Source organism: Wansuia hejianensis, from assembly GCF_014337215.1.
In the GTDB taxonomy this organism is placed as follows: domain Bacteria; phylum Bacillota; class Clostridia; order Lachnospirales; family Lachnospiraceae; genus Scatomonas; species Scatomonas hejianensis.
Genome location: NZ_CP060635.1, coordinates 1,512,256 through 1,535,070, shown reverse-complemented (window position 1 = coordinate 1,535,070; position 22,815 = coordinate 1,512,256). Strand labels below are relative to the sequence as shown.

The following is a 22,815-nucleotide window of genomic DNA, read 5'->3' as shown; positions in this document are numbered from 1 at the left end:
AGAGCACAGGAAGAGAACCGCTGAACCGGGGGAATAGCGATGAAACGATTAGAAAAGCTCTATGCGGGAGATTACCTGCGGGATAAGTATGATATTACCATACAGAAGGCCGTAGTTGAGGATCACCGCCCGAAGCATTTTCATGATTTCATAGAGATCGCCTACATTGCTTCGGGAAGCGGTTCTCATACTGTAAATGACCAGGAATTCCGGATCGCCAAGGGAGATCTGTTCATATTGGGAAAGAACACGGTCCATGAGTTCCAGGCAGACAGAGAGACGGAGCTTCTGGTGTATAACTGTATTTTTCAGCCGGATTTTATCGAGGGTTCTTTGGGGAGGGATGATGAATTTGTCCAGCTCATCTACCGGTATCTGATTCAGAGCGCCGGGAACTTTGACAGCCGGAACGGTTATCTGAAGCTAACAGGGACGCCGTCCCAGGAAATCGAACAGATATTTGAGGAAATGTTTGAGGAATATGAGAAACGGGAAATCGGCTACATCCATCTGATCCGTTCCGATCTGGTCAAGCTGATGATCCGCGTGTTCCGGCAGCAGGGAAAGCTTTCGCCTGACAGCCAGGGGCCTTCGGCTCTGAACCGGCTGATGGTGCAGAATACCATTGAGTATATGGAGGAGCACTATGCCGGGGAGATCCAGGTGGGAGATCTGGCATCCAAATATTATCTGAGCCCCAGCTATTTCAGCCGGATCTTTAAAGATGTGACAGGGACCACGCTGGTGGCAATGCTTCAGTCGATACGCATTCAGAAGGCCTGTGAGCTGCTGAAAAGCACTTCCCGGTCAGTGACGGAGATCGCCTATGACGTTGGGTATCAGGATATGAAATATTTCTATGGCCTGTTCCGTAAACAGAAAGGCACCTCTCCCAAACAGTATAAAAAGACCCACATGACAATTACAGAGAACGAAGAGGATCAAAAAGTACAGGATACCCCTATAAAATAGCCGTTCTGCCCAAAGAATTCCGCCGCACATTTGCTATAATAGACGTATAGAAACGTAAGAACAATTGTGCGGAGGTGTTTTTATGACAAACAGAGAAAGAGAACGGATGACCCTGGATTTTCAGAAGCCGGACAGAGGATCGATTGAGGAGACGTTTTATCCCTGGGTTTTAACCACGCAGAGATATAAACAGGAAGGCATTCCGGCAGAGATTGCCGACGGTGCGAAGGATATCACCAATGATATCGTAGGAAAGCATGAGAATGATAATCCGGAAAAGTATCTGCCGGTGAGCTGGGGCGAAGGCGTCATGGAATATGAACAGTATCTGGGTTTTGACCCGGTCAGGAGAGCGCATTTTGTGCTTCCGTTCCGCCGTTTTGAAGAAAAAATCATCGAAGAGACAGACGAGCATATTATCAAGCAGGACGTTTTCGGCAGGCAGAATATCAGGAAGCTTCCTAACGGGATCGAAATTCCCTATAAGCCGATCATCTCGACAGAAGATGACTGGAAGCGGATGAAGGAGCACGGTGATATTGAGCTTGAAAAACACTTTACAGATGCGGCCATCGAAGCGGCCTATCTGCCGCTGAAGGAACGGCATGACCGCGGGGATTTCCCGATCCGCCTGAATATTGAAGGATTCTTCTGGGTGCCCAGAGAGCTTCTGGGAGATGAAGAGCATCTGTATTCCTTCTATGAAGATCCGGAGTTGCTTCACGATATCTGCGATTACATGCTGGGTGTGTACACGACAAAGCTGATGAAGGTGATCGAACTCATTCAGCCGGATATCGTATATATCATGGAAGACCTGAGCGGAAAGAACGGCCCGATGATTTCAGGGGCTATGTTCGACGAGTTTGTGGGCTCCTACTACAGGAAGCTGATCCCGATGCTCAAGGCGAGAGGCGTCGGTAATGTGTTTGTGGATACCGACGGAGATTTCATGATGATGATACCCAACTTCATGGACGCGGGCGTAGACGGATTCCTGCCGATGGATGTGAATGCCGGCATGGATATCGTAAAAGTGAGAGAAAACTTCCCCACTTTGAAATTTATCGGAGGCTATAATAAGCTTCGCATCGCCGATGGAAAAGAAGCTATTGACGAAGAATTTAACCGGATCCTTCCGGTCGTGCGTCAGGGCGGTTATATCGTCGGAGCGGACCACCAGGTCCCGCCGTCGGCGTCCCTGGAAAATTACAGATATTATATTGAGCGTCTGAAAGATGTCATGGCTCAGTGCGGCGCTGATCTGTAAACAATAGCCTGCAAGTAATTTTCATACATTGAGGGTGGTCTGAATTTCAGAGCACCCTCGCCATCCTTGTACAAAGAGTCCGGCTTGCCGGACTCCCGCACCGGAGCGCGGCCGCCTCAGCGGCCATATTTCCTTAGCGCGGAGGCATTGGCTCACTTAACGAATGAAATGAGCTTAGTGAACAAGCCCACATCGTGTTGTGCATCCCTCGGAGGGTTTTATTTCATAGGATGAACTTTCCTATGACATGAGAAAGAGTCTGCTGTTTGCAGGCTCTTTTTCATGCCGGAAAAGCGGAAGAATATCCGGAGACGCGCTTGACGAATTTGCCGATTTTGCTTATGATAAGGAAGGTAGAAAGGAAGTGCGCATGAAAAGCAGAGTGATTTTGATACCCTGTCCGTCCTATGAAGAGGGGCAGGTGTACGAAGGGATGAAAGAGGGGCTGAGGCTTCTGGGAGGCCTTCGGTCTGTGATAGATACCAAGGAAAGAGTGCTGCTGAAGCTGAATCTGGTGCGCAGCGCGCCGGCAGACCGGGCAGTGATCACGCATCCGGCGGTAGCCGCGGCGCTGGCCCGCCTGCTGAGGGAGGAAGGCTATGAGGACGTACATGCCGGGGATTCCTGTGGCTTCGGTTCTCCGCTGAAGATCATGCAGGAGTCGGGAATGGCGGCAGCCTTTGAAAAATATGGAGTTTCCTTGGCGGAATTTAAGGAATCTGTGCGTGTCAGTTATCCAAAGGGAGTTCACGCGAAGGAATTTATGATGGCCAGGGATGTATGTGAAGCGGACGCTATCATCAGTGTCAGCAAGATGAAAACCCATGCGCTGGAGCATATTACAGGCGCGGTGAAAAACCAGTATGGCTGCATCCAGGGCCTGAACAAGGCTAAGGGACATACCGCATATCCCAGCCCCGAAAGTTTTGCCAGGATGCTGGCGGATCTGAACCTGAAGGTGAAGCCCAGGCTGTATGTGATGGACGGAATCGTGGCGATGGAAGGCAACGGCCCCACGTCGGGCGACCCGGTACCGATGAATGTTCTGCTGTTCTCGACAGATCCGGTAGCGCTGGACAGCGTGTTTTGCCGTCTGGTCCATCTGGCCCCTGATCTGGTGCCAACGAATGTATGCGGTGAGCAGATGGGACTGGGCGTTTGGCGGGAGGAAAAGATAGAGCTTGTCACGCCGGAGGGGACAGTCAGCCTGCAGGAAGCTGCAGAACGATATGGAAACCCGGATTTCCGGGTGAACAGAAAGAAAGAGAAGATCAAAGGCTGGATGGGAGCGGTGAGCTTTTTCAGGATCTTTCAGAGAAAACCCCGGATACTGCCCGAACAGTGCAAAAAATGCGGTGTCTGTGTGGAAAGCTGTCCGGTGGAAGGGAAGGCAATTTCTTTTGCAAACGGCAGAAATCAGCCGCCGGTCTATGACTACAGAAAATGTATCCGCTGTTTCTGCTGTCAGGAAATGTGCCCGCATAAGGCGATTAAAGTGAAGTGAGCAACGGAAAACCCATGAGACATAACAAACGCATGTCTCATGGGAACTAATGACGCCGGATGTATAACTAAAATAAATTAGACGGCCGGGAGTGCTCGCTGTCTTTGGGTAAAAAGTTATCATTTGATATATGAATTGTCACGCCGTACGAGCATGTAAAATGATCGTACAATAATCTTAAAGCATTTTCAGAGTCTCGTTTTCTTAAAATATCCACAAGCGTAAGGTGCTGCTGCAGCCCGGAGAGCAGCGTTTGGCTGTCGGTGATCCGGGAAGCCTGCCATAGCTGGACTAATAATTCAAGACGCTGCTGTAAGTTATAAAGTATCGTATTTTTCCCTATTTCATACAATTTGAGATGAAACTTTGCGTCATATTTATTGCGCAGATTTAAGTCGTTTTGAGAATTATAGTATAAACATTGCCGGGCGAGTTCTTCCAAACTATCAAAATCTTTATTACTCCCATTGTATGTGACCAGCGGTATATTTAGTTTTTCGTGCTGCCATCTGACGGTAGCGAGGTCGCTGATCGTCGCTTCATCGAGTATGCGGACACTGGGAGATTTATTCGTCTCAGTTACGATAAGCCCTTCCCATGAAAGCTGGCGGATCGCCTCTCTGACCGGTGTTTTACTCACGTTTAAAGCGGCGGCTATGGCAGCTTCCGGAATCCGGTCTCCCTGCTTAAGCTGGCCGGTCAGAATCAGACTGCGAATATACTTGTAGATAGTTGATTTGATTGCTACATTTTTTACTTTTGACATAATTGATCCATTCTTTAACTTCGCACAGGACAAAAACATTGTGAAGATGGTTGTCCCGGGCGATTTTTTTATGACTTTTTCTGTAAAATCCCCATGCCATCCAAATAGTGGAGGATTCCGTCTTTGTTGGGCTTCTCTGGAATCTTCCGCGTACTTTGTTCAACATTGTTTTGCCTTCAGTTTAATAGTTTATTATTATATTCAAGTGAATTTTAAATAAAAATGCTTTTAATAATTATATATGGAAAATATTCCTTGTGTCAATCCTTTTAATTTTTAATTATTATAAAGATACAGGATGGATTGTTTGAATGATCATCGGAGATCTTGTTAATGTTAACAAAAAATAAAGGAAAAAATTAGTTGAAATATAGAAACTTTGCATCGAAGCAAAAATAGATTGACGGTAAAGTATGGTGATGATAATATAAAAATATAATTATAAAATACATATAAGATTATATAATGTGCGGGTGAGGTTAGAGAATATGAAAATAATGAAAGAAGAGTTTGTAAAAGAATTTATTCCTGAGAATGTTGCCCCTGCCATCAGAGGATGTATATCTGCGTGCAAATTTCCCATCGTAGTATTTGCAGGTGAAAGCGAAGCCACAATTGAAGAAATTGAGGATCAGACTTCATTGAAAGGTTTATACATCGACCGGGCCGAGAGTATTTTAGAGATATATGAAACGCTCAGCAGAGCCAGGGGGCTAATTGATCATGTGGATTTGTTGAAAATAGAAAAAATGGGTATTTTTGTCTGGGCCGAATCAAAAGAGGAGGCAGATAAAAAAGCCCATTGCATTACTGGCCATATACAGTATATCCATCCCAGCACAGTATGCCCTGTAGTGGATAAAAGGCTGGAGGGCCGTATTGTGGCTGTCACAGGAGGGGCACAGGGATTTGGAATGGAGATAGCGCGAATCTTAGCTGACAATGGGGCGCAAATAGTCATAGCAGATATAAATATTGCGAAAGCGGAAGCGGTTGCACTGGAAATAAATAATAGTACAGGCTGCAGAAATGCTTTGGCAGTGGCATGTGATGTATCAAAAGAAGAATCTGTAAGAAAAATGGTTAATTTGATGATACGGGAATACGGCGGCATAGACGTTATGTGCAGCAATGCCGGTATCAGCGAAGCAGGCAGCTTGGAGCAGCTTTCGTTGGAAGTATTCAGAAGAGTGACGGACATCAACTATACGGGCTTTTTTATTGTGACCAAATATGCGTCGCGTCCTATGAAGATTCAGCACAGCTTTAATGAAGAATATTATGCTGACATAATCCAGACTAATTCCAAAGCTGGATTAAAGGGTTGGCTGAACAATTCCGCTTATTGCGGAAGTAAATTCGGCGGTATCGGACTGGTTCAGAGCATTTCGCGTGAACTGGTGAAATACCGGATAAAAGTAAATGCAGTATGCCCTGGGAATTATTATGACGGACCGATGTGGGGTGATCCGGAAAATGGCTTGTTTGTGAAATATTTTAAGGCAGACAAGGTAGAAGGTGCCAGGAACCCGGATGATGTACGGAAATGGTACTTTTCACAGGAAATATTTGAGAGGGGATGTCAGCCGTTAGATGTGGCCAGGGCAATGATGTACTGTATAGAACAGCAGTATGAAACGGGTCAGGCAGTACCTGTAGCCGGCGGGCTTGAAATGATTCATTAGCAATAATGAAGAAACAAGATTGATTATGCTTAGAATGAGTATAATAAAAAAATTAATTAAAGGAGAATGTGTATGAAAGTCAAAAAAGTGTTGGCAATGGTAGCGTCATCAGTTATGTTGGCGGGGGTAATTGCAGGTTGTGGTGACAGCGGCAGTAGTTCTGCTACATCAAGTGCAACAACAGGAAATGTAAGTAGTGAATCATCGGGTAGTGAGAAAACTTCCTCGTCGAGTAAAGGAAATACAGGAGAAGCGGATATGGATTCGGTTACCATTGGTGTCCTTCTTCCACTTACTGGTGACACATCGGCAATGGGCGTCAAAACAAAAAACGCTATTGAAATGTTTTTTGAAGATTATAATGAAAATGGTGGAATTAAATCCATGGGAGGAGCTAAGGTAAACCTTGTAGTTGCAGATACAACCAGCTCTTCTGAGGTGGCTGTTACTGAGATTGAACGTTTAATCCAGCAGGAAGATGTGGATATCCTCATTGGGCCATATCAGAGTGCGGCAGGTGCAGCTACAGCGCCAATCGCTGAAAAATATGGAGTTCCCTATCTGCTCACATCATCTTGTGCAGATGAGATTATGAAGAATAATTACAATTATGTGTTCCGGGCAAATGTATGTATTGATGATGCAGGCTCTACTATCTTTGATTTCTTCAACAGTTATAATGATGTATATGGATATATGCCTCAGAAATACGCAGTTGTTTATGAAAATACTGATTGGGGTATGAGCTGCTATGATATGGTAAAAAGATATGTTGAACAGAATGGCGGGGAATTGGTGGTAGAAGAAGCATTTACATCGAATAATTCGGATTTTAGTTCGATTATTAATAAAGTAAAATCCTCGGGCGCTGAAATTGTATTTCCCATGTGCTATTTGAATGATGCGGTATTATTTACTCAGCAGATGTCAGAATATCAATGTGATGCTACTATTGTCGCATGTGGCGGTGGATTTACATCTTCAGATTACATTGCTAATGTTGGTGAATTATCCAATTATGTAATTGCAGAGGCAGGGTGGAGCCTTGGCGTTCTTGATTATAAAGGTGAAGAAGGTGCGGCAATTAACGAAAAATACAGTTCACTTTATGGTGAAGAACTTGATGAGTACAGTGCTTTTGGATACTTTAATTCAGGAATCCTGGCTAATGTTTTAGAACGTGCGGCATCAACGGATGCAGATAAGATTGTAGAGGCATTTTTGGCAACGGATCTTGATTCTGATGATCCTGAGCTTTCATTGATGCAGTATGATGGTGTATATTTTGCAGATGAAAGAAGCGATGGTCAGACCCATCAGAATACAAAATGCAGCAACGTTATGACGCAGATCATTGATGGCGAATATAAAGTAATAGGACCAGTATCAATGGTGGGAGAACCAGAATGCGAATTCCCGGCACCGGCATGGGCTGAAAGATAAATGAATATAGGAGTTCGTTTTAATAAAGGAAATTAGAATGAACTCCTATAATTTATAAATCTTGACCTAAATGTTTAGCATTTTCAAATTGAAAGGAAATGATTATATGTTAGTACAATCAATAATAGATGGTCTAATGCTAGGCGGTGTATATTCTGCGGTAGCAGTTGGACTTAGTCTGTCCTTTGGGGTAATGCGTGTTTGTAACTGGGCTCATGGAGAAGTTTTAATGATAGCTATGTATATTGCGAATGGCGTAGTGACTGGATTAGGAATAGACCCTTACCTGAGTTTGATAATAACGGGACCTGTAATGTTCTTGATAGGATTTGGCCTTCAGAAAAGCCTGGTTAATAGACTTATTGAGCGTGATTCGGCTCGGGAACCTATGAGTGTTATGATGCTTTTTATTGGTTTGGGCGTAGTGCTGACAAATCTGGCACTTCTTATTTTCTCAGCTAATATTCGGGTTACAAATACAATTTATACGGGTAAAACATTTAATATTGGTGAAATTATTTTCTCATTGCCACGTTTTATTTCTTTTGTTATCGCACTTATAGCTACAGGAGTTTTGTATGTTTTTCTTATGAAAAGTGAAACTGGACGTGCTTTGCGGGCAACCTCTCAGAACCGGGTAGCTGCAAGATTAATGGGAATTAATGAAAAATGGATTTACAGCATTGCTTTCGGATTATCCTGCGGGCTTGTTGGAGTAAGCGCGTCCCTGACTGTCCCATTTTTTTCTACGTATCCTACTTTGGCAGGCGTTTTTGGATTTAAGTCATTTGTAATTGTAGTATTAGGCGGGAAAGGAAGTGTACCTGGAGCTCTGTTAGGTGGTTTGATAGTTGGGCTAATAGAAAAAGTAGGAGGATTTTATTTCTCTGATACTTATGCGCAGATCGCTTTATTTGTAGTGTTTATTCTTATTTTGCTGTTCCGTCCAAGAGGTCTCTTGGGTAAAGAAGCTGAAGATTAAGGAGAATGTTGATGGAAATATTGAAAAAAAATCCTAAAAAAACGATCTTGGCAATTATTGCAATAATAATATTAGTATTTGCTCCTGTGTTGATCTCAAGTGGATACATTCTTCAGGCCGTTATCTTAATCGTCTTATATGCTTATTGGGCTATGAGTTGGAATTTTATTGGGGGTTTTGCGGGTCAGGTTTCCTTAGGTCATGGCGTATATATTGCAATTGGAGCATATGTTACAAGTATTCTGTATAACCAGTTTAGTTTAACGCCGTGGATTGGAATGCTGATAGGAGGATTAATCGCTGGTTTATTAGCTATTCTGATCAGCTATCCATGCTTTAAACTTTCAGGTACATATTTTACGTTATCAACTCTGGCATTTTTGCATATTGTTAGGTTACTTATTACAAGCGATAATTATCTGTTTGGAGTAATAAAAACAAATGGTGCGCAAGGCATGCAGATTAAATGGCTGGGTAATAATTTTATTAATTTACAGTTTATGGATAAAACCGGCTACGTATATGTCGCCCTTGTATTATTGGTAATAGTAATCGGAGTGTCATATAAAGTGAAGCATTCAAAGATGGGATATTATCTATCGGCCATCAAGACAAATCAGAAAGCAGCAGCATCTTTGGGAATTAATGTAACATCCTATAAACTACGTGCAATGTTTTTGAGCGCATTTTTTACAGCCATTGGCGGAGCAGTTTATGCGTTTGTTATCCAATTTATCGATCCGGCAACTGTTCTGGGACCAAACATGTCTACACAAATTCTTATATTTGCTGTAATAGGAGGAGTTGGAACTATTTGGGGGCCCGTTATTGGAGCGGCAGTATTAGTCCCTATCAATGAGATTACTAGGGTTGCATTAGGAACAGAGTTTACTGGCCTTTCAGGTTTAATTTATGGTTTGATTTTTATGGTGGTAGTATTTTTTATGCCAAATGGTTTGGTTCCATTTTTTAAGGAAAAAATGTCAAATCGGAATAAAAACAAATCAGACTCAATATCTTCCGGTTTTGAAGAAAAAATTCGAGAGTGAGGGTATAGATATGAGTGAATGTTTATTAAAAATAGAAAATCTTACAAGGAAATTTGGAGGACTTACAGCGGTAGATTCTGTTAATATGTATGTTAATCAGGGCGAAATAATTGGTCTGATAGGGGCTAATGGAGCAGGCAAAACGACAGTATTTAATATGATTTCAGGTTCATTTCGACCGACAACAGGTAAAATTATCTTTAATAATATAGAAATTGAACATAAACCAGCACATTTAATATGCCGTCTGGGTGTCGGAAGAACTTATCAGATAGTACAGCCTTTTACAACTTTAACAGTTCTTGAAAATACCATAGTCGGAGCATTATTAAAATATCCGGATGTTTCAGCAGCAAGAAAGAAATCAATAGAGATTTTGAAGCTGTTGGACATGGAAGAGCGCAGGGATGTAAAGGGCAGTAATTTAAGTCTTCCAGAATTAAAACGAATGGAAGTAGCACGGGCCTTGGCAACAGAACCGAAGCTTCTATTATTAGATGAGGTAATGGCCGGACTTAACCCTACAGACAGTGCTGAGTTTGTAAATATTATCAGAAAGATTCGTGATACTGGAGTGACAATTATCCTGATTGAACATGTAATGAAAGCAGTAATGTCCCTTTCTGACAGAATATATGTACTTAATCAGGGAAAATTAATTTCCGAAGGTACGCCGGAGCATGTATCTAATGACCCGGTGGTTATAGAATCATATCTGGGTTCAAGAAAAATAGCATCAGAAACTATTCCAAATAAAGAGGAGAACGTAAATGCTGAAAGTTGATAATATATATGTAAATTACGGTAATTTTGAAGCTCTTTCAGGCGTTTCTCTTGAAATTAAGGAAGGAGAAATTGTAGCCCTGCTGGGGAGTAATGGAGCTGGGAAAACAACAACAATTAACACTATTTCAGGTAATTCTAAACTTATGAGTGGAGATATAGTCTGGAAAGGCAGATCCATAAAAAATATGCCCATGTACAATAGAGTATCCCTTGGAATCGTTCAGGTTCCCGAAGGGCGTAAGCTGTTTCCATATATGAGTATTCAGGAAAATCTTTTCATTGGTTCTTATCTGAAACAGGCGAGAAAGCAAAGAAATAGAACTTTGGAAATGTGTTATGAACTATTTCCAAAGTTAGCAGAAAGAAAACATCAATTGGCTGGTTCGCTTTCCGGAGGAGAACAACAGATGTGTGCAATTGCCAGAGGATTAATGCAACAGCCCGAACTGTTAATGCTAGATGAGCCATCTCTTGGACTTGCGCCTGTTGTAGTGGATCAGATTTTCAGTGCCTTGAAAAAGATCAATGAGATGGGAACTACAATATTGCTGGTAGAGCAGAACGTTATGCTATCTCTGGAAATCGCAACGCAGGCATATGTAATTGAGTTAGGTAAGAATGTAATGCAGGGTAATTGTGAAGAGCTTATCAACAATCCTGATTTAAAAAAAGCTTATCTCGGATTATAAACATCCGTATTAGTTCAACAAATGTTATGGTGTAGTAATTAAAGCATAAATAAGAATGCCTATTAAGGCTTTGAAACTATAAGGAATTAAAAGTCAAAGCCATAGGTATTCATAATCTTTAAGAAGATTATTTAAGCGTATTATTATATTTTTTTTGCCTAAAAATATATAATTTTAAAATTAAAATATAATTATATATTACAAAAAAGAAAGGAAGGATAAGAATGGATCAGATATCCAAAGAGCTTGCAGTTGAGTTTTACACCAATATGTATAAGATCCGAAGATTTGAAGAGGAGGTCTTTGAATTTTATAAAAATGGGCAAATGGCCGGACTGGCGCATCTGTATATCGGTGAAGAGGCGGTCGCGGCCGGCGCGTGCGCAGCGATTCAGCCGCAGGATTACATCGGTTCCACCCATCGCGGGCACGGCCATCTGGTGGCGCGCGGAGCAGATATGAAGAAGATGATGGCGGAGATCCTGGGAAAAGCTACCGGCTATTCCAAGGGCAAGGGCGGTTCTATGCACATCATGGCCATGGACATTGGGATTCTCGGCGCGAACGGCATCGTGGGCGGCGGTATCCCAACGGCGACAGGAGCGGCCTACAGCTCGAAATACAGAGGAACGGACCAGGTGACCCTGTGCTTCTTTGGAGACGGAGCGGCGAATGAAGGCACCTTTCATGAATGCATCAATATGGCCGCCGCGTGGGATCTGCCGATTGTATATATTATTGAAAATAATCTGTATGGAATTACTGTAGACAGCAGGCGCGTGACGAAAGAGCATGATTTGGCGAAGCGGGCCGCCGGCTACGGGATTCCGGGATATACCATCGACGGGAACGATGTAGAGGCGGTCTATGAAACCGTGTCAAAAGCGGTGCAGGATGCCCGCGAGGGGAAAGGGCCGTCGATTGTCGAGTGCAAGACCTACAGGCACCACGGCCATAACGGAAGCGATAACTGCGCTTACCGTCCGGCCGGAGAACTGGAAGAGTGGAAGAAGAAGGATCCGCTGAAGGTATTTCTGGAGAGGGGATATCTGACAGAGGAAGAGCAAAAAGAGATAGAAACCAGAACAGATCTGGAACTCGAAGAAGCATGCAGGTTCGCAGCAGAGAGTCCCTATCCTGACGCCTCTGAGCTGATGACTGATATTTTTGTGGATTGAGGAGGGAAGATCGATGAGAAAAATATATTATCGCGACGCAATACTTGAGGCTCTGGACGAAGAAATGGCCAGAGACGATATGGTTATGATGATCGGAGAGGATATTGGAGTCGGTGACGGCACCTGGAGATGTTCCAAAGGGCTCCGGGACAAATACGGCGATCTACGCATGAAGGATTCTCCGATCAGTGAGGCAGGTTTTACCGGGATGTGTATCGGTATGGCTTTGACGGGCATGAGACCCATAGCGGAGATTATGTTTGAGGATTTCATGCTGGTAGCAATGGACCAGATTGTGAATCAGATGAACAAAGTCTGCTATATGTCCGGCGGCCAGAAGAACCTTCCCATGGTTATCCGTACCACCATTGGGGCCGGGAGAGCGGCCGCCGCGCAGCATTCGCAGAATCTCACGGCGGCGGTCGCCCATTTTCCGGGAGCGAAGATCGTGATCGCTTCCGACGCTTATACCGCCAAAGGTCTGTTAAAAAGCGCAATCAGGGATAATAATCCTGTCATTGTCATAGAGCACAGAAAGCATTACAGCATGCAGTTTGATCTTCCGGACGACGCGGATGAAAACCTGCTGCTCCCCCTTGACCGCGCGGCGGTCGTACATGAGGGCGGCGACGTCACGGTGGCAGCCATGGGTTTTCAGGTGGGACAATGCGTGGCGGTCGCCAAACACCTGGAAAAAAAGGGAATCGGAGTAGAAGTCATAGACCTTCGCTCCATCGTACCGCTCGATAAAGAAACGATTATCAGATCGGTGAAAAAGACGGGACGGTTACTCATCGTCGATGAAGGCTGCGAGAGCTTTGGCATTGCGGCGGAAATCACGGCTTCCGTGATGAAGGACGTATTTTATGACCTGGACGCGCCCATCAGCCGCCTGTGCGCGCCGGACGTTCCGATTCCCTTCAGCCCTGCTCTGGAAAAGCTGATTGTACCGAATGAAAACACAATTCTCGAGGCTGTGAAAAAGCTGTTGTAATAAAGGAGGAATGATAAAATGGCCAAAGTTATAGTCATGCCAAAGCTGGGATATACCCAGGACACAGGTTCCATCGCGGAATGGCTGAAGCATGAGGGCGATACGGTGAAAAAGGGAGAGCCCCTGTTTGACGCGCATACAGACAAATCGGTGGTTACCGTGGAAGCAAGCTGTTCAGGTACGCTGTTAAAAATTGTATTAGAGGCGGGCGAGACCGTGCCGGTGCTGACTCCGGTTGCGGTGATCGGGGATGCTTCCGAGGACGCGGACGCAGCGCTGGCGTCCCATGTCACAGCGGCGGCGGCGGACGCGCAGGTGGAGGTGAGCTTCGATGACGAGGAAGTGGAACAGGAAGAGCTCTCCCCTGCAGCCCAGGAGCCTGCGGAGTTAAAGCTGACGCCCCGGGCAAAAAAGTATATTGAAGAAAATGAAATAGACATCGCTTCCCTGTCAGGAATCGAAGGAACAGGGCTTGAGAACGGGATTACGGAGAAGGATATCAAGGCCAGCCCACTTGCGAAAAAACTGGCGAAAGCCAAAGGGGTTGAGCTTTCCGGCGTGGCGGGGAGCGGCGCGAACCATAAAATCATGAAAAAAGATGTGCTCGCCCAGGCGGACACGCAGAAGGGCGGCGGACAGAGCGGCAGCGTGGACAGGCAGGTGGAGAAGACGGTACCCTATGGCGGCGTAAGAAAGATTATAGGCGACCGGCTGTCAGAGAGCAAGTTTACGGCTCCGCATCTCTACTTTACGGACAGCGTAGATATGACAGAATTCTTTGCATTCCGCAAGCTGTTGAATGAAAAAAGCGACAGGAAGATAGCTGCGTCTGATCTCATGATCAAGGCGGCGTCCCAGGCCCTGATAAAATTTCCTGAGATGAACGCGGCCCTGGAGGGAGATACCATCATTTATTATAAGAGTACAAATATTGGAATGGCGGTTGCCGGAGAGAATGGCCTCGTGGTGCCTGTTGTGAAAAACGCACAGGATAAGACACTGAGCAGGATTGCAGAAGAAACAAGGGATCTTGTGGAGCGGGGCCAGAGCGGCCGGCTGAAGCCGGAAGAATACAGCGGAGGAACCTTCTCCCTGTCCAATCTGGGGATGTTTGGAATCGGCAACTTCACCGCGATCATTAATCCTCCGGAGGCTGCAATCCTGTCGGTCAGCTCCGTAAGGAAAACGCCGGTAGTTGTCACGGATGCGGAAGGAGAGGATACGATCGCGATCCGCCCCATGATGAATATTCAGCTTTCGGTAGACCACAGGATTATCGACGGGCTGCTGGCCTCCCGGTTTGTGGAATATTACAAGGAACTGCTGGAAAATCCAATAAAAATACTGTTATAACGGATCATGATTACGGAGGGAACAAGAATGGCAAGCTATGATTATGAGGTTGCGGTTATCGGCGCAGGACCCGGCGGGTACGAGACGGCAATTAAGGCAGCTCAGCTCGGTAAAAAAACCTGTATCGTCGAGGAAAAAAGTTTTGGGGGCACCTGCCTGAACGTGGGATGTATACCGACGAAGGTGCTGATCCGCACAGCAAATCTTGTATCTGAGATCCGGGCTGCTTCTGAGTTTGCGGTTGACGGTGTTGATCCGGCGGCTGTGTCGGTGGATATGAAAAAGCTCCAGCAGCGGAAAAACGGGATCGTAAAAACTCTTACAGGAGGCGTCCAGGCGCTTCTGAGAGGAAACCATGTGGCGGTTGAAAAAGGAAGAGCGGCTTTTGTGGATGCGCATACACTTGATCTGGGAGATAGGACAATCACCGCGGAAAACATGATAGTCGCCACAGGCTCAAAAGTATTTATGCCGCCGTTTATAGCAATAGAAGGAGAAAGCCGTGTGATCACAAGCGATGAAGCTCTTGAGCTGGACAGCCTTCCGGAACGAATGGCAGTCATCGGCGGAGGCGTCATCGGAGTGGAATTTGCTTATTTATTCAGCAAATTAGGGGTGAAGGTGACGGTTCTGGAGCTTATGGACCAGATTCTTCCTATGGTAGACCCGGAAATCTCCGCGATGGCAAGAAAAAGCCTGGAAAAAGGAGGCGTTACCTTCCGGCTTGGAGCGAAGGTGAAATCGATCAGGGATAACCACGTGCACTTTGAGCTGGGTGGAAAGGAAGAGGAGACGGCCGCAGATCTGGTGCTGATGGCAGTGGGACGCGTGCCGAATACGGAAGGGCTCAACGCGGAGCGAATCGGCCTTGTGTTTGACCGGAAGGCCATACAGACAAATGAGCGTCTGCAGACAAATATCCCCAATATTTATGCGATCGGCGACGTCAATGGAAAGGTGATGCTGGCTCATACCGCGTCTCACGAAGGAATGACCGCCCTGACCAATCTCTGCGGCGGGTATGCGGAGGTGGATTATGATAAGATTCCGTCTTGCATTTATATCACGCCGGAGATTGCTTCCATCGGGCTGACGGAGGAAAAAGCAAAAGAGAGGGCCGGAAAAATTAAAGTGGGCAGATTTCCGCTGGCCGCAAATGGAAAATCTATGATTGAAGGAAGTACAGAGGGCATGGCGAAAGTGATTCTGGATGAAACGACGGGAGAGATATTGGGCGTTCATTTGTTTGGAAGCCATGTGACAGAGATGATCGGAGAAGTATCGGCAGCTATGGCCGCTGAGCTTACTGCTGAAGAAGTCATTGGTTCCATCCATCCGCATCCGACGGTGAACGAGGCGGTTGGAGAAGCCTTTATGGCGGCATGGCTGGGCAGGGCAATTAACAATGTATAACAATAGGAGGAAGAGATATGAAGATTGCATTAGTTATGGAATGGAGCACATGTACGAAAAATGAGACGGTATTTGAGACGCTGAAGAAGGTGGCGGAGGCCAATGGACATACCGTTGTCAATTACGGACAGTATAATATGGAAGATAACAGGCAGACGTATAACCAGAACGCCGTATTTATCTCTGCCCTGCTTCACTCAGGGGCGGCAGATTTTGTTGTGACCGGCTGTGGAACGGGCGAGGGCGCCATGATTGCGGCGAATTCTATGCCGGGCGTATATTGCGGGCTTGTGATCGATCCTGCCGATTCTTATCTTTTCACGCAGGTGAACGGTGGAAACTGTATGGCTCTTCCCTATGCAAAGGGCTGGGGCTGGGGCGCCGAGGTCAATCTGGAGTATGTGTTTGAAAAATTGTTTGTGAAAGAGCCGGGCGGCGGATACCCGGATAGCGCTGCGGCTTCCGAGCAGAGAAACGCCGCGCTGCTGAAAAAGCTTAAAGCGGTTGCGGCGAACGATCTTAAAACAATTCTCGCCAGCGCAGACCCAGATGTCCACGAGATGGTTGTAAACGCCTTCGCCGGCAAGCGATACGAATTATTCAAGGCAGAATGCAAATGCCCGGAAATTCTGAAGGCGGTAGAGCAGGCTTTGGAAGCTTAACTAATCCATTGCGGGGTGCCCTGTGGGTATACTCTGCAGTACAGTGAGGTGACAGTATGAAAGCATTAGTAAAACAGGGACACGGTCTGGGAATGGAGGGCGTAGTGTTAGCCGATCTCCCGAAACCGGTTCCCAAAGAGAACGAAGTGTTGATTAAAGTGATGGCATGTGGAATCTGCGGAACGGATCTTCACATCATAGCGGATGAGTACGCTCACACGCCGCCGATTGTGCTCGGCCATGAATTTACAGGCGTGATTGAAGCATGCGGCGGGGCGGTCAAGGGACTGGAAACGGGCGATCAGGTGATCGTGAACAATATTAACGGCTGTGGAAGCTGTCATTACTGCAGGCAGGGCGATTACCAGATGTGTCTTGAAAAAGCCTCGATTGGAATCAACCTGAACGGAGGGATGGCGGAATATGTGACGGCACCCGGCGATCATGTATTCAAGGTGCCGGACGCCATGAAAGGGTCGGATATACCGGCTCTCAGCGAGCCTGTTGCCTGTTGTGTGCGCGCGGTGATCGACCATACGGACATCAAACCGGGGGATACTGTGCTGGTGACCGGGCCTGGGGCCATCGGACAGATCTGCGCGCAGCTGGCAAAGCTCTGTGGAGCTTATGTGATAGTGAGCGGGACGAAGGTGGACGAGGCGAGGCTGGAACTGGCAAAGCGGCTGGGCGCGGATGCGACAGCCTCAGACGCCGCCAGGCTGGCTGAAATGGTCAGGCAGCGGACGGAATACGGCGTGGATGTTGTGCTGGAATGTTCCGGAGCGGCGCCGGCGCTGAATCAGGCGTTTGAGCTTGTCCGGAAGGAAGGGCAGGTTACACAGGTCGGGGTGTTCGGCAAACCAGTTATGGTGGATCTGGATAAAATGTGGAAAAAAGAAATACGGTATCGGAGCGGTTTTGCGACCGGCGCCTCTTCCTGGGAAAAGCTGCAGAAAATCTATGCGATGAACGCCTTAAACCTGGAAGCGTTAATCAGTACGAGAATGCCCCTTGAAAATTATAAGGAGGCGTTTGCGATGGTGGAGCGCAAGGAAGGCTATAAGGTTTTTCTGGTGCCGTGACGGAAGGAAAGGTGTTTTATGATCTTTATTTCTTCAAATTCAAAGGATCCGGCCTGGAATCTGGCCCTCGAAGAATATTGCCAGAGGGAATTACGTCAGTTTCCGGCGATCTTTATGCTCTGGCAAAATGAAAATTCCATTATCGTTGGAAGATACCAGAATATGGCCCGGGAAATCAACCTGGAGGAGGCGCGCAGGTACGGTGTGAAAGCCGTGCGGCGTTCGACGGGCGGCGGAACCGTTTATCATGATCTTGGGAACCTGAATTATTCCCTGATTACAGACTGCCCGGATGTCAGGCTGTTCCGGAAGGAGGAGGCCTCCTCCTTTATGGCCGGAGCGCTGCGGCGGATTGGAATCAAAGCGGAAATCAGCGGCCGGAACGATATCCTGCTGAATGGAAAGAAGATATCCGGAACCGCACAATCCTTTTACAAAGGCCGGCTGCTGCACCATGGAACACTGCTTTATGATTCAAACATGGACATCTTGCAGAGCGTACTCCATGTCGATCAGGTCAAGCTGCAGTCTCACGCAGTTTCTTCTGTGAAAAGCAGAGTGACGAATATAAAGACAGAGATGGGATGGGAGAAGGATATTCGTGAATTTGGGAAACAACTGCTGGAAGCAGTCGGAACATGCGGAACGTATATACTTACGGCAGATGACAGAAAAAGGGTTTCGCAGATTCAGGCTGAGAAGTATGAGTCATGGGAATGGAATGTGGGGGCCGAGCCGGCTTTTTCCATAAAGACGGAAAAGAGATACAGGGGAGGCCTGCTGTCTGTACTGTACAAGGTAACGGACCAGAAATTGTCAGGGTGCAGAATCAGCGGAGATTTTCTGGGATTATCAGATATCAGGGAGCTGGAAGAAAGGCTGGAGCAGTCAGAATTCAAGGCGTCTGCTGTAGGGAAGATTCTGGAAGCGGTCAACCTGCCGCAATATCTGGGAGATATAACAGCCGGTGAATTTCTGGATTGTTTGTTTTCGGAAACGGTTTATTAGGACGGCGCGGTAAAAGATGGAAGCCAATATTTTTCATACGGTGAATTCAGGGCTGTATGTTCTCTGCGGGGATACGGGGGTGCTGATCGACGGAATTCATAAGGGCTATCGCGTGGGGTTTTCCGACTGCCCGGAGGAAATCATAAATCAGTGTCTGAACCGCAGGGGCCTGTTTGAAAAGCTGAAAGGGTTACTATTTACTCATTGCCACCCAGACCACTATGACGAAAGTTATGTGAAGCAAATTATAGCCTGCAGCTCTGTTCCTGTGTACACACCCGAAAAACTCATCCTTGGCGGGAACACGGCCTCCGAAGCCGGCACAGAGGTTCTTAAAATAGGAAGTTTACAGTTTTATCTGATCCGGACGCAGCATGATGGAGAACAGTTTAAAAATGTTCCGCATGTTTCGATTCTGGTTCACTCAGACGGCGTCTATTATTTTATTGCAGGCGACGCTGATTTAAATGAAAGCTGTGCGGCAGTGGTGAAGAGTATATGCGGAGGAGGAATCAAACTGTCTTTTGTAAATCCATACCAGTTATTATCGGAGTCAGGGAGAAGTTTTCTTCGCAGTCTTAATCCTGAACGCATTTTGTTATATCATGACTCGTTTAAAGACGATGATCTTTTTGAGGCCAAACGTATAAAGAATTATGCGCTGGCCCATTATCCGGAGGATATGACGGCCGTTGAGGCGATTGCGCATATGAGCTGGATTTTAAATTGAGCAGGGCGCCCGGCTGGGGACAAAGCGGCCCGAGGATGCGGAAGAACGCAGGGCGGGGCGGCTTTGTAGACAGCAAGGGACGGACTGAGGAAGATGATATACCCACAGGGCACCCCGTAATGCATGCCCTAATGGGCGGGGGAACAGCTCATGCTGTTCCACAAAGTATACTCCAGAGTATACTGCAACTCATGCCCCTGACGGGGCCGGGGAACAGCTTCGCTGTTCTACAAAGTATAAGGAGGGCTGTTATGACGAAACAGGAAAAAATGCAGGAGCTCCGTGTGTTTGCGGAACAGATCCGTCTGGAGACCTTAAGAATCATAGGTTCCCTGGGATTTGGCCATGTAGGAGGCTCTATGTCCATGGTAGAGGCGATGGCCGTGCTCTACGGGGCGGAGATGAAGGTGGACCCGGCGAACCCACGCTGGGAAGGGAGGGACTGGTTTGTGCTGTCCAAGGGTCACGCGGGGCCGGTGATGTATGCTGCGCTGGGCCTGAAGGGCTATTATCCGGTCAGCGACGCTTACCGGCTGAATCAGGCGGGCACTCATTTTCCCTCGCATACAGACAGAAACCTGACGGCCGGAGTGGATCTGACTGCGGGATCTTTGGGACAGGGGATCGGCGAGGCGGTCGGAGCGGCGTTGGGCCTGAAAATCCAGGGCCGGGACAGCCGCGTCTATGTGGCGGTCGGCGATGGAGAATGCGACGAGGGCGCCGTCTGGGAGGCAGCTCAGTTTGCCGTCCATTACGGATTGTCGAACCTGGTCTGTTTGGTAGACGATAATAAACGGCAGTTAGACGGACCCGTAGAGGAGGTAATGAGCCAGGGCCAGGGCATTGGCGCCAAATTCAGCGCGTTTGGCTGGAAGACGCTGGAGGTAGAAGAAGGCAACGATGTAGAAGCGGTCTATGACGCGCTGGAGCAGGCCCGGGAATGCCACGGCGCGCCCACGTGTATCATCTTGCACACGGTAAAGGGCAAAGGTGCGTCTTTTGCAGAGCCGACGGGAGCCCATTCCTCCCAGCCTACGCGGGAGGAATGGAAGGAAGCGCTTACAGAAGCGGAGGCCAGATACGAAAAAATCCGGGCGCAGGGCAAAGGAGGCGGAGAATCATGAAACAGATGCTGATTGCAAACCATGAGACAGATAAAAGGGGCAACCGAGACGGTTACGTGGACGCCATGCTGGAGCTGATGGAACAGGATGACAGGATCGTACATATTGACTGTGACCTGATGGGGTGTATCAATGCGAAGAAGCTCCAGGCGATATACCCGGACAGGACGCTGAATGCAGGCATTGCGGAACAGAACGCGGTGGCCGTTGCGGGCGGCATGGCGGCGGCGGGCATGAAGGTGTTCGTCCATTCCTTCGGCTGCTTTGCGTCGCGCCGCGCGTTTGACCAGGCCTTCTTGGCGGCCGGCTATTCTGGGGTTCCGGTGCACATCATCGGTTCCGATCCGGGCGTGACGGCGGCCTTTAACGGGGCCACGCACATGCCTTTTGAGGATGCGGCTCTATATATGACGATTCCCAATGCGGTGGTCGTCGATTCCTGTGATTATGTCCAGACCCGCTTTATGACGAAGGCGCTGGCCGGAATCCCGAATGTTTCCTATCTGCGCTTGATCCGGAAGGAGTTCCAGACGATCTATGCCGACGGGGCTCAATTTGAGATCGGAAAGGGTGTGACGCTGAGAGAGGGAAAGGACGTTACAATTATTGCCTCTGGAATCCTGCTGGACGAATCGTTAAAAGCAGAAGAAGAATTGAAGAAAAAAGGGATTTCCGCGAGGGTGATCGACATGCATACCTGGAAGCCGCTGGATGAAGAGCTGATCGTGAGGGCGGCAGAGGAGACAGGCTGTATTGTTACGGCAGAAAACCATCAGGCGGGCTGCGGACTGGGCTCGGCAGTCGCCAATGTGGTGGTGAAGAAACGACCGGTACCGATGGAAATGGTAGGGATTCAGAACCGCTTTGGCCAGGTGGGCAGCCGGGATTTCCTGATGAAGGAGTATCATCTGCTCAGCGAAGATATTGTGGCGGCGGCAGAGAAGGCGATAGCCAGAAAGGCAGGGAGATCATGAAAGAATTATTAGTAGTACCGCAAATTGACAGCTATGAGACCTTCGCCGCGTTTGCGGCGGCGGCGAAGATTGGCGAGGGGGACTTAATCCTGACGAATGAATATATTTATGACCCCCTGATGAAAGCAGAAAATCTGTCCTGCCGCTACATCTTCCAGGAAAAATACGGCGCCGGTGAGCCGACTGACAGGATGGTGGACTCCATCCTGGCGGAAATGAACAGAGAAAAATGTCTGAGGGTATTTGCAATAGGAGGAGGAACAATCCTTGATATCGGCAAGATTTTGACGCTGAAAGATGCGGAAAATGTGGATGCGCTCTATGAACGGTCAGAGCTTGAGAAGGGCAGGGAGCTCTATCTGATTCCCACGACCTGTGGGACGGGCAGTGAGATGACGAATATTTCCATCGTCAACCGCACGCGGAAGGGGACGAAGATGGGCCTTACCTCTCCCGCCATGTTTGCGGATCATGCGGTTTTGATTCCGGAATTTCTGCGGACACTTCCCTACTATGTGTTTGCCACCAGCTCCATCGATGCGCTGATCCATGGGATAGAAGCTTACCTGAGCCCTAACAGCACCTCCTATACGGACATGTACGGGGCGGCAGCAATAGAGATCATTTTGTCGGGCTACTGCCGGATTGCCAGGGAGGGACAGGACGCCCGGTTTGCGGAGAGCGAAGCCTACCTGCGGGCGAGCAATTACGCAGGGATCGCCTTTGGCAACGCAGGCTGTGCGGCCGTGCATGCCATGAGCTATGCGCTGGGCGCCAAATATCACGTGCCCCACGGAGAGAGCAACTATCAGTTCCTGACCAGTGTACTTCGTAAATATCAGGAAAAAAAGCCAAAGGGTAAACTGGAGAGGCTGAACGCCCTGCTGCTGCGCGCACTGAAACAGGATAGCAGGACAGATGTGGAGGCTGAAGACGTGGCGGATGGGATCGCGGCGCTGGAGCGCCTGCTGGCTGCCATTCTGAAGCCCAAGGCGATGAAAGAGTACGGGGCGGTGCAGGAGGACATACCGGAGTTTGCCGCGAGCACAGTTGCCAACCAGCAGCGGCTTTTAAAAAACAACTATGTGGAATTAAGCCTGGAAGAGATACAGGAGCTGTACCAGGAACGGCTGAATGGCTGAAGGAAAAGA

Annotated in this window: 21 protein-coding genes; 20 read left to right on the top strand and 1 reads right to left on the bottom strand. The window is 47.6% G+C overall.

Going from position 1 to position 22,815, the window contains the following annotated elements; genetic code table 11:
- Positions 1–39 precede the first annotated feature (39 nt).
- The 3 genes from H9Q79_RS07050 to H9Q79_RS07040 all read left to right on the top strand — a co-directional run bounded on the left by H9Q79_RS07050 (position 40) and on the right by H9Q79_RS07040 (position 3,746).
- On the top strand, positions 40–972 hold the full coding sequence (locus H9Q79_RS07050) for an AraC family transcriptional regulator (RefSeq protein ID WP_118647512.1): 933 nt from the start codon (positions 40–42) through the stop codon (positions 970–972).
- Between the two features lie 82 nt (positions 973–1,054).
- Positions 1,055–2,242 (top strand): uroporphyrinogen decarboxylase family protein, encoded by a 1,188-nt coding sequence (locus tag H9Q79_RS07045; protein ID WP_118647510.1) that lies wholly within the window; start codon positions 1,055–1,057, stop codon positions 2,240–2,242.
- Positions 2,243–2,489: 247 nt separating this feature from the next.
- Entirely contained in the window at positions 2,490–3,746 is a 1,257-nt protein-coding gene (locus H9Q79_RS07040) for a DUF362 domain-containing protein (RefSeq protein WP_249329522.1), read from the top strand.
- Between the two features lie 67 nt (positions 3,747–3,813).
- Here H9Q79_RS07040 and H9Q79_RS07035 read toward each other — a convergent pair whose 3' ends face one another.
- Positions 3,814–4,512, bottom strand: a complete 699-nt coding sequence (locus H9Q79_RS07035; protein ID WP_249329521.1) for a GntR family transcriptional regulator — start codon at positions 4,510–4,512, stop codon at positions 3,814–3,816.
- 488 nt (positions 4,513–5,000) lie between these two features.
- Here H9Q79_RS07035 and H9Q79_RS07030 point away from each other — a divergent pair, with 488 nt between their 5' ends.
- From H9Q79_RS07030 to H9Q79_RS06950, 17 genes are all read left to right on the top strand, one after another.
- Positions 5,001–6,197, top strand: a complete 1,197-nt coding sequence (locus H9Q79_RS07030) for an SDR family NAD(P)-dependent oxidoreductase (RefSeq protein ID WP_118647506.1) — start codon at positions 5,001–5,003, stop codon at positions 6,195–6,197.
- 72 nt (positions 6,198–6,269) lie between these two features.
- On the top strand, positions 6,270–7,640 hold the full coding sequence (locus tag H9Q79_RS07025; RefSeq protein WP_249329520.1) for an ABC transporter substrate-binding protein: 1,371 nt from the start codon (positions 6,270–6,272) through the stop codon (positions 7,638–7,640).
- Between the two features lie 106 nt (positions 7,641–7,746).
- The gene (locus H9Q79_RS07020) at positions 7,747–8,622 is read left to right on the top strand and encodes a branched-chain amino acid ABC transporter permease (RefSeq protein WP_249329519.1); all 876 of its coding nucleotides are present in this window, start codon (positions 7,747–7,749) and stop codon (positions 8,620–8,622) included.
- Between the two features lie 11 nt (positions 8,623–8,633).
- Positions 8,634–9,671, top strand: coding sequence for a branched-chain amino acid ABC transporter permease (locus H9Q79_RS07015; protein ID WP_249329518.1), 1,038 nt, complete (start codon positions 8,634–8,636; stop codon positions 9,669–9,671).
- Between the two features lie 10 nt (positions 9,672–9,681).
- Positions 9,682–10,455, top strand: coding sequence for an ABC transporter ATP-binding protein (locus tag H9Q79_RS07010; protein ID WP_118647498.1), 774 nt, complete (start codon positions 9,682–9,684; stop codon positions 10,453–10,455).
- The gene (locus tag H9Q79_RS07005; protein WP_118647496.1) at positions 10,442–11,146 is read left to right on the top strand and encodes an ABC transporter ATP-binding protein; all 705 of its coding nucleotides are present in this window, start codon (positions 10,442–10,444) and stop codon (positions 11,144–11,146) included. The genes H9Q79_RS07010 and H9Q79_RS07005 overlap by 14 nt, the downstream gene beginning before the upstream one ends.
- 224 nt (positions 11,147–11,370) lie before the next feature.
- Positions 11,371–12,324 carry a thiamine pyrophosphate-dependent dehydrogenase E1 component subunit alpha gene (locus H9Q79_RS07000; protein ID WP_118647494.1) on the top strand — a complete coding sequence of 318 codons (954 nt, stop codon included), beginning with the start codon at positions 11,371–11,373 and terminating at the stop codon, positions 12,322–12,324.
- A gap of 13 nt (positions 12,325–12,337) precedes the next feature.
- Positions 12,338–13,318: an alpha-ketoacid dehydrogenase subunit beta gene (locus H9Q79_RS06995; protein WP_118647492.1), complete on the top strand. Its 981-nt coding sequence runs from the start codon at positions 12,338–12,340 to the stop codon at positions 13,316–13,318.
- A gap of 18 nt (positions 13,319–13,336) precedes the next feature.
- Positions 13,337–14,671 (top strand): dihydrolipoamide acetyltransferase family protein, encoded by a 1,335-nt coding sequence (locus H9Q79_RS06990; protein WP_118647490.1) that lies wholly within the window; start codon positions 13,337–13,339, stop codon positions 14,669–14,671.
- A 27-nt stretch (positions 14,672–14,698) separates the two neighbouring features.
- Positions 14,699–16,084: a dihydrolipoyl dehydrogenase gene (gene lpdA / locus H9Q79_RS06985; protein ID WP_249329517.1), complete on the top strand. Its 1,386-nt coding sequence runs from the start codon at positions 14,699–14,701 to the stop codon at positions 16,082–16,084.
- 17 nt (positions 16,085–16,101) lie between these two features.
- Complete coding sequence (locus H9Q79_RS06980; protein WP_249329516.1) at positions 16,102–16,746, top strand: RpiB/LacA/LacB family sugar-phosphate isomerase; 645 nt, start codon at positions 16,102–16,104, stop codon at positions 16,744–16,746.
- A gap of 56 nt (positions 16,747–16,802) precedes the next feature.
- Entirely contained in the window at positions 16,803–17,828 is a 1,026-nt protein-coding gene (locus H9Q79_RS06975; RefSeq protein WP_118647486.1) for a zinc-dependent alcohol dehydrogenase, read from the top strand.
- A gap of 18 nt (positions 17,829–17,846) precedes the next feature.
- A complete protein-coding gene (locus tag H9Q79_RS06970) occupies positions 17,847–18,836 on the top strand; it encodes a lipoate--protein ligase (RefSeq protein ID WP_118647484.1) in 990 nt (329 codons plus the stop codon).
- 16 nt (positions 18,837–18,852) lie between these two features.
- Positions 18,853–19,566 carry an MBL fold metallo-hydrolase gene (locus H9Q79_RS06965; protein WP_118647482.1) on the top strand — a complete coding sequence of 238 codons (714 nt, stop codon included), beginning with the start codon at positions 18,853–18,855 and terminating at the stop codon, positions 19,564–19,566.
- A gap of 251 nt (positions 19,567–19,817) precedes the next feature.
- Positions 19,818–20,690, top strand: coding sequence for a transketolase (locus H9Q79_RS06960; protein ID WP_249329515.1), 873 nt, complete (start codon positions 19,818–19,820; stop codon positions 20,688–20,690).
- Positions 20,687–21,664 carry a transketolase family protein gene (locus H9Q79_RS06955; protein WP_118647480.1) on the top strand — a complete coding sequence of 326 codons (978 nt, stop codon included), beginning with the start codon at positions 20,687–20,689 and terminating at the stop codon, positions 21,662–21,664. The genes H9Q79_RS06960 and H9Q79_RS06955 overlap by 4 nt, the downstream gene beginning before the upstream one ends.
- Entirely contained in the window at positions 21,661–22,806 is a 1,146-nt protein-coding gene (locus tag H9Q79_RS06950) for a 4-hydroxybutyrate dehydrogenase (protein ID WP_249329514.1), read from the top strand. The genes H9Q79_RS06955 and H9Q79_RS06950 overlap by 4 nt, the downstream gene beginning before the upstream one ends.
- Positions 22,807–22,815: the final 9 nt, after the last annotated feature.